A 7,989-nucleotide genomic window follows, 5' to 3' on the forward strand; every position below is an offset into this window, starting at 1 on the left:
AACCCCCACAAAGTGGTGGGGGTGGTCCCCCGGCCCCCCTCCCCCCCCGTCCCCCCTCGGCGACCCCTGGCCCGGGGGGGGGGGGGGGCCCCCCCCCCAGGGGGGGCGCCCGGCCCTGCGTAACAGACGTCCCGATGTGTCATCAAAGGTATGACACACCGTAGTTGGCGGCCCACTCATGCTTCAGGTCGTCCTCGTTCGCGTGCCCGAACGTGTACGCGGGAGAGTCCACCCGCAGCGCCCGGTCCACCCTGATCAGTACGGCCTCGTGGCACGGGTAGATGGGATCGCCGTGGGTGTTCAGCACCCACTGGCGGGACCAGTCGTACACCGGGTCGCCTTCCCCGCGGATCTCGGCCGTTCCCTTGAAGCGGTACCCCCGCCGGAGCAGGAAGTCGATCACGTTGACCTCAACCCGCGGATTGCGCCGCAGGTTCTCCACCGTGTTGGGCGAGGCCATGTTCATGAATACCAGGTGATCGTCGTCGTAGACGCGCACGGACCCCTTCGGCGAGAGGTTCGGAGAGCCGTCCTCGCAGACCGTCGCAACGAACGCCAGCTTGGCGCTGGTGACGATCTGCCGCATGTCCTCAGTGATTATTCCCATCGCTCCTCAACCTTTCCTGCCACGTCTGCGTGCCCCACCCTCCTGGGCCGTCACGACGCAGCCCTTTTCGAGTGCGCCCCACAACAGGCCGATGGCCTGGTCCGCCGAAGCCCCGGCGCTCGCTCCGCGCTGTTGCGCGCCCTCCCCGATCGCGTTGGGCGCCCGTGTCCGCCGACACCCCGGTCAGTGATCACATCCGCGCGGACGGCCGTTCCGGGGACCGTGTCCCGGAGCCCGGAGCCCGACCGGCGGTCGGCGCCCCCTCCCCCACGGTGCCACCGTGAGCCGGCCCGCCCGCCTGATGTGCCCCGCGGCTGGTGGGTACGGCCGGTGCCATGAGTCGGTGTCAGGACGGGACGGCAGCCGGTCGTGGACGTGCTCAGGTCAGCACGAGCTTCTTGCCACCGGCCTGCCCGGCGGACACCCGGGCGAAAGCGGCCGGCCCCTCGCGCAACGGGAGTGCTTCCACGTTCTGCTTCAGCTTTCCCTCCACGACCGCCTCCGCCAGATGGGCAAGCTGAGCGGCATCAGGCCGGACGTAGAGATTCGTACTGGTGATACCACGCTCCCCCGCCGGCGCGTCCGAGGTCAGCGACACCAGACGCCCACCGTCCCGCACCAGCGACAGCGCGGCCCGCGCCGTACCACCAGCAGCGATCAGCACACCATCGAACCCACCACGAACCCGACCCGCCCAATCCGAGTCGTGGTAGTCGACGACCGCCAACGCACCCAGACCACGCAGGCGCTCAGCAGCCGAAGCGGACGCCGTCACCGTCACCTCGATCCCCCGAGCAGCAGCAATCTGCAACGCCAGCACACCGGTCGCCCCACCACCATTGGTGATCAGAAGCCGCTCCCCCCGGCTCAGCCCCAGTGCCTCCAGCGACTGGTGCGCCGTTAGCCCGGCAACCGGCAGCGCCCCCGCCTGCACCGGATCCAGCCCCGCCGGGCAAATCGCAGCACTGGCCGCAGTGATCAGCACCCGCTCAGCCCAGAAGCCACTGCCACCGGGCAACGGGGCCTCATGCGCAAGCACCCGGTCACCGACAGCAAAGCCCTCGACATCAGGACCCACAGCCACAACCCGGCCCACGCCCTCCACACCCAGCGCCGCCGGCGGACGCAGCCCCACATCCCAGCCCCCACCGTTCAGCAACCGATCCCACGGGCCGACACCGGCCGCCTCCACCTCCAGCACAAGCTGACCAGCACCAGGAGCCGGCGGCTCAGGCACCTCCAGGAGGACGACGTCCGCGTCGGGTCCGGACACTCCGCTTGCCTTCATGGTTATCCCTTCACTCGGTCCGGCCGACGGTAGGTACAGGTCGGCCGCCATATCTTCAGTCTGGGTTTCGGCGCTCAACCGGGCGTACCGGCCGAGCCGGCGGAGGGGATGTCAATGTCGGTCTGGTTGACGTTGTTGAGGAAATTGGTCAGCAGGGCCTGCACTGCGACCGTGACGATCGCCAAGATCTGCGGGTCGGTGTAACCGGCGCCGCGCACAGCCGCGAGGTCTGCGTCGCTGACTCGCCCGCGGCTCTCGACCACCCGTTGAGCGAAGCGAGCGGCCGCGGCGCGCTTGGGGTCGACCGAGCTCCCGGCGCGAGCCAGGTCGATGTCGTCGCTCGACATTCCGCTGAGTTCGGACGACACATACGTGTGAATCGCCAGGCAGTAAGCGCAGCCGTTGGCCTCCGAGACCGCGAGCGCGATGGTGTGCCGCGTCTTCGCGTCCAGAACGCGACTCATGGTGCTCTGCAGCGTCACGACGGCATCGAGAACGGTCGGGTTCGACGCGATGGTCTTGAACATGTTCGGGACGAAGCCGAGCTGTGCGCCGATGTTGTCGAGGATGCCTTGCGCTCCCGCGGGGACCTCGTCGGAAGAGGGAACGTTCAGTCGTGCCATAGCCAATCAACCTCCGGTAGGCGTACGAGTAGTCCACGAGCCCAGGTCAGACTGAGCATTTTTTGGGCCGGGCAGCCCACTCCTCAGAGCTAACACCGCCCAAGACTGGGCTGTCAAGCCCACCTTGCGATATCGTGCGACGTATGGAAGCCACGACACGAGCTCGGGTGCCTCGCAAGCTCACGGACAAGGGCCAGGCGACGCGTACCCGGATCCTGGAGCATGCCGCGGAACTCATCTACACGAAGGGTGTCCACGCGACGAACAACGAGCAGCTCCGTCGCGCAGCCGGCGTCAGCGGGTCACAGCTCAACCACTACTTCCCGACCAAGGAGAGTCTCGTCCTGGCAGTCATCGCATGGCAGGCCGATCGCGTCCTCGCATTCCATCGCAGTGAGCGATTCGCCTCCTTCAACGATCTCGACGCGTTCCGGGAGTGGGCGGATTTCTACGTCGGCTACGAGCGCGCCTACCAGGAAGGCTGCAGCCTCGGCTCCCTCGCGAGCGAGATCATCAAGACCGACCTCGACGTTCACGATGAGCTCGCGAGTGCGTTCGATCAGTGGCGGGACATCTTCCGCGACGGGCTCCAGCACATGCAGCGACTCGGCCGCATCAGCACTGACGCGGATCCGGCGCAGCTGGCCAATCTGCTGCTTTCCGCATTCCAGGGCGGCAGCCTCCTCGCTCAGGTCGCTCGGGACATCACCCCGCTCAAGGACGCGTTGCAGGCAGCGATCGATTACGTGCAGACCTTCGTAAGGTCTCCCGAAGTCGACGTAGTGCAGGTTCGCTAAGGCTTGTCCCGCAATGATCGTCTGGGTTGGGTGACAGCGAGGTTGTAGAGACGGGCGATGCCGAGCATGGCGTGGTGAACGCCGTCGCCTTTCAGGCGGCAGTCGCGAAGGATCTTCCAGCACTTCATGTGGGCGAAGACGTGCTCGACACGAGCGCGAACCTGCCGGTGTGAGCGGTTGTGTTCTTCTTTCCAGGCTGGGAGTCGAGGCTGCCCGCCTTGGCGTCGGTGCGGGATGACCAGGCCGGTGCCGCGGTAGCCGCCGTCAGCAATCACTGTGGTGCCGCCGACTGCGGCTTTCGCGCCTGACAGCTCCCACGCTATGCAGTCGTTGCGGTTACCTGGCACCGGCCGGCCGACCCCGACGACCAGGCGGGTGTCGGCGTCGATGACCACCTGGTGATTAGTGGAGTAACGGTAGTTCTTCGACTGCTCAGCCACTGTGTGGTCGCGAGTGGGCACCAAGGTGCCGTCGACGATCAGCACGGTGGTGGGACTGAATCGCCGACGCGGCTGCAAGGCAAGCAGAGGTCCCATGTGGGCGATGATGCGGTCGGCCGCAGACTTGGAGATCCCGAAGAGTAACGCCAGCTGGCGCATGGTCAGGTTGGTGCGCCAATACGCAGCCACGAGAAGCACGCGACCCTCCAGCGGAAGACTCCACGGCCTTCCCCGCCGTGCCGCGTCGGCGCCTTCTCTGCGCACCGCAGCAACGAGCTTGTTGAAGTGTTGCGGGCTCAGCCCCGTAAACGGGGTTATCCAGCACGGCTCAGACGACGTGATCACACCAGCCACATCGAGATCATCCCGCCGTGTCAGGAGGCGCCGACCTCAGGAGCCGTGAGGTTCCGGGACCGCGGGATACTCAGGGCGCTTCCGCTTGAGCCTTGCCAAGTCACTGAGGTCGATCCCAGTGGCCTTTGAGTACTGCTTGGCCCAGTCGGCGACGGCCTGTCGGAAGAGGTAGTCGGGCCAGGGAGCTACCGGCTCCTCGCCTCGGTCCCGCAGCTTGACCACAGCCGCCCGTTCCAGGTCCTGATCTCCTGAATGCCGGGCCAACAGAATCGCCTTGGCAATCCGTGCCGGCTCGGTGTTGGTCGGCGCGAAGGACCAGACCCTGCCTCGGTGCACGTGGTCATCTGCCAGCAGGAGCAGGCCCAGGTCGTGGCGGTCGCGGACGAAGTGCAAGGACACAGGCCCGTACCCGGTGACGGCGGCAGCAGCCTGCGGGGCCAGTGGAGTCCCGCCCGCCGGCCAGGGATAGCAGGCAGCAGGGGGGATGTTGGTTGGATTCCCTCCACCGGACGGCGCGGGGTGGTCGATCCGGATGCTCATTCCGCCGAAGCTTTCCATCCGGTCTCGGAGGGCGCTGTCGTAGGTATGAACCGTCCAGCCGAAGACCGACCGGTCGAAGCGGTCCTTCCAGATCGAGAGGGTGGAGTGGAGCTCTCCCCGTGCGAACGTCAGGTCGCCGCCCTCGACACTGACAGGAACCATCCCGAGCAGCTCGGCAAACTCGTCCGTCATCTTGCGCATGGTCCAGGGCCGCGTCACGAAGGCATGCTAAGCGCTGGCCACAGCTTGGTGACCTGCGAGTCCAGAATCAGGCCCCTCCTATGGGAGAGCCACCCGAAGATCGATTACGGGACAGCGCTTAGCCGCCGACGGTCTGAGACGGCCCATCGAACGGCGGAACGACCGCACCCCGCGCTTCCGCTTCCCCGACGCTGAACCGGGCAGAGCAGACCTCAATCAAATTTCCGCACCGAGAATCGAGGCTGACCCACTCCCGAGCGTGGCGTCCCGAACATGCGACGTGGCGCTTCGCGGTGCAACCGATCCGACAGGCGGCGCCCGGGGCCCGCCTGGCCATTCGGCCCGAAATGGTCCGGTCTTTTGCTCAGAGAATGGTTCACACGTGGGGGCAGACGCGCGCATACGGTCGGGTCGCGAGGCATCTGATGGGAACCACGATGATGAGCACTGACCAGACCCCGCTCCTGGAGCCGCTGGGGCTCCGCGAGATATCCGACGCAGCGATAGCGATGATCGACGAGCAAGGGACAGTGGTCGCGTGGACGCAATCCGCTCAGCACCTTGTCGGATACTGCGCTGAGGACGTGGTGGGCCGATCCGCCACACTCGTGCTGCCGTCATCCCAGGAGGCGCTGGGGGTATCAGCGTTCGCCGAGCAGTGCCGTGCCCAAGGTGGCTGGTCCGGCACCGCGACGGTCCGCCACCGCGACGGCCACACGCTCAACCTGCGCGTGCGCCTCTCGCTGCTGCGGGGACAGGACGCAACCCACCGCTGGCTGGTATCCCTGACCGACATAGGCGCGCTCTCCCCAGGAATGGTGAACGGATCGGTGCGGGAGTCGCTGTTTGCCCGCGCGCCGGTCGGCATCGCCATTCGTGACCCGCAGCTGCGCTGTACCTGGATAAACGACACAATGGAGCATGACGGCATTTCCCGTGACCGGAGGTTCGGACGCCGCCTGAAGGATTCACTGCCCGGCTTCGAGGCCGAGGCCCTTGAAGCGGTGATGCGGCAGGTGCTGGCGAGCGGCACTTCCGCGGTCCACGAGTACCGGGCATGGCCGCCGGAAGATCCGCGCCGGGAGCACGCATTCGCGGCCTCGTTCTTCTGCCTCCAGGACGCGGACGGCCAGGCACTGGGGGTGTGCTCCTTGACCGTGGATGTCACCAGCAACCAGCGGGTGCGCGAGCGCCTTGCCGTCCTCAGCCAGGCCAGCACGCGCATCGGGAGCACCCTGGACGTCATGCAGACCGGACAGGAACTGGCCAGCCTCGCCGTGCCCCTGTTGGCCGACTACGTCACCGTCGACCTGGCAGACGAGTCGGTTCCATTCGGCAAAGAGCCCTCTGCCCGAATCGACACAATGTACGGTCGCCCCCGCGTGTTCCGACGTGCCGGTTTGGCCTCGATCCACCCAGGGATCCCAGAGTCGACGTTTGCGCGAGGAGAGACAATTTCCGTCCCCCCAAACTCGCCGCTCGCCAGCGCACTGTGCACGGGAAGGTCCCACCTGGAACCGGTACTGGACACCACCCCTGGGACATGGATCGACCACGACCCGGCACGGGCGCAAAAGATCCGTGAGAACGGGGTGCACTCCCTGATGATCGTGCCCATCCGTGCCCGGCACTCCGTGTTGGGCGTGGCGTTGTTCGCACGCACCGAGGACCCGATGCCATTCCAGGAGGATGACCTACTCCTGGCTGAGGAGCTGGTCACCCGGGCCGCGCTGTGCTTGGACAACGCCCGCCAGTACACTCGCGAACGCAGCACGGCCCTCGCCCTCCAGCGCAACCTGCTCCCGCACCGTTTGAGGGGCGGCGTCGCCGTCGAGGCGGCCGGGCGCTACTTGCCGGCCGACACGGACGCCGGTGTCGGAGGCGACTGGTTCGATGTGATCCCGCTGCCTTGTGCCCGGGTGGCCCTCGTCGTCGGTGATGTGGTCGGACACGGCATCAACGCCGCGGTGACCATGGGCAGGCTCCGCACCGCCGTCCGCACGCTCGCGGACCTGGACCTGCCCCCCGACGAACTGCTGAACCACCTCGATGACAGCGTCCAGCGGCTGACCGGGGAAGATGACGACGCCCCGGATCAGATCCCCGCGATTATGGGCGCGACCTGTGTGTACGTCGTCTACGACCCGGCCACCCGACAGTGCACGATGGCACGGGCCGGGCACCCCCCGCCCGCGATAGTCGACGCACAAGGCCAGGTCACCTTCCCCGACCTGCCCACCGGAGCCCCACTCGGCCTCGGCCTCGGGCTGGTCCCCTTCGACGCCGTGGAGGTGGAACTGCCCGAAGGAAGCCTGCTCGCGTTCTACACCGACGGGCTGGTCGAATCCCGTGACCACGACATCGAGGTCGGCATGCACCGCCTCGGCACCGCCCTGGCACAACCCGAACAGTCCTTGGAAGACTTGTGCTCCTCAGTGATGGAAACCGTGCCGACTCAGGCAGCATCTGACGACGTCGCCTTGCTCCTTGCCCGGATCCACACACTCAAGCCGGCCGACATTGCCTCCTGGGACCTGCCAACCGAGCCGGCCGTCGTCAGCGACGCCCGGCACCTGGCCGCCCATCAACTCAGCGAATGGGGACTGGAGCATCTCGTGCCCACCACGGAGCTGATCATCAGCGAACTGGTCACCAACGCCATCCACCACGGCGCCGGCCCGATCCGGCTACGGCTCATCAAGCACCAAGTCCTGACCTGCGAAGTCTTTGACAGCGGAAAGTGTTACCCGCGCCTGCGCCACGCCCGCATCGTCGACGAAAACGGCCGGGGACTGTTCCTGATTGCCCAGTTGTCCAGCAAGTGGGGCTTCCGCTCCGCAACGGGCGGCAAGCTCGTCTGGGCCGACCAAGAGCTCCCGTCCACCCTGTAAAGCGGGGATCGATGAGGGCTTCCCTCTCGGTCCCCACCGCCAGCGCACCAATGCCGCCGCGGAGATCCCACCCCCGGGCTGGTGCCGTTGAACCAACCTCCCGTACCGCTTCAGAACGCCTTCACCGGGTTCCTCCGAGGATGCCCCGGCCTCCGGGCCGGGGAGGAATCGGACTCCTGCGGAGCAGGGCAGGGATAGCCGGATCGCCGTCAGGGCGATCCGGCGTCCACCCCGCACGGCGGTGATGC

At 66.9% G+C, this 7,989-nt stretch carries 7 protein-coding genes; 2 read left to right on the plus strand and 5 right to left on the minus strand.

Features of this window, described 5'->3' with window-relative positions:
- Nucleotides 1-142: 142 nt before the first annotated feature.
- From ACIBJF_RS49845 to ACIBJF_RS49855, 3 genes are all read right to left on the minus strand, one after another.
- On the minus strand, nucleotides 143-607 hold the full coding sequence (locus tag ACIBJF_RS49845; RefSeq protein WP_399184522.1) for a pyridoxamine 5'-phosphate oxidase family protein: 465 nt from the start codon (nucleotides 605-607) through the stop codon (nucleotides 143-145).
- Between the two features lie 379 nt (nucleotides 608-986).
- Entirely contained in the window at nucleotides 987-1,946 is a 960-nt protein-coding gene (locus tag ACIBJF_RS49850) for an NADP-dependent oxidoreductase (RefSeq protein ID WP_399184523.1), read from the minus strand.
- A gap of 23 nt (nucleotides 1,947-1,969) precedes the next feature.
- Nucleotides 1,970-2,518 (minus strand): carboxymuconolactone decarboxylase family protein, encoded by a 549-nt coding sequence (locus ACIBJF_RS49855; RefSeq protein ID WP_399184524.1) that lies wholly within the window; start codon nucleotides 2,516-2,518, stop codon nucleotides 1,970-1,972.
- 143 nt (nucleotides 2,519-2,661) lie between these two features.
- Here ACIBJF_RS49855 and ACIBJF_RS49860 point away from each other — a divergent pair, with 143 nt between their 5' ends.
- On the plus strand, nucleotides 2,662-3,315 hold the full coding sequence (locus tag ACIBJF_RS49860) for a TetR/AcrR family transcriptional regulator (RefSeq protein ID WP_399184525.1): 654 nt from the start codon (nucleotides 2,662-2,664) through the stop codon (nucleotides 3,313-3,315).
- Here the strand turns inward: ACIBJF_RS49860 and ACIBJF_RS49865 are convergent.
- Both ACIBJF_RS49865 and ACIBJF_RS49870 read right to left on the minus strand, forming a co-directional pair.
- Nucleotides 3,312-4,109: a transposase gene (locus ACIBJF_RS49865; RefSeq protein ID WP_399184526.1), complete on the minus strand. Its 798-nt coding sequence runs from the start codon at nucleotides 4,107-4,109 to the stop codon at nucleotides 3,312-3,314. The two genes, ACIBJF_RS49860 and ACIBJF_RS49865, sit on opposite strands and share 4 nt — an antisense overlap.
- Nucleotides 4,110-4,145: 36 nt before the next feature.
- Nucleotides 4,146-4,841 (minus strand): hypothetical protein, encoded by a 696-nt coding sequence (locus tag ACIBJF_RS49870; protein WP_399184527.1) that lies wholly within the window; start codon nucleotides 4,839-4,841, stop codon nucleotides 4,146-4,148.
- A 446-nt stretch (nucleotides 4,842-5,287) separates the two neighbouring features.
- Here ACIBJF_RS49870 and ACIBJF_RS49875 point away from each other — a divergent pair, with 446 nt between their 5' ends.
- Nucleotides 5,288-7,741, plus strand: coding sequence for a SpoIIE family protein phosphatase (locus ACIBJF_RS49875; RefSeq protein ID WP_399184528.1), 2,454 nt, complete (start codon nucleotides 5,288-5,290; stop codon nucleotides 7,739-7,741).
- Nucleotides 7,742-7,989 lie beyond the last annotated feature (248 nt).

The sequence above is a fragment of the Streptomyces sp. NPDC050743 genome, from assembly GCF_044456925.1.
Classification (GTDB): Bacteria; Actinomycetota; Actinomycetes; order Streptomycetales; family Streptomycetaceae; genus Streptomyces.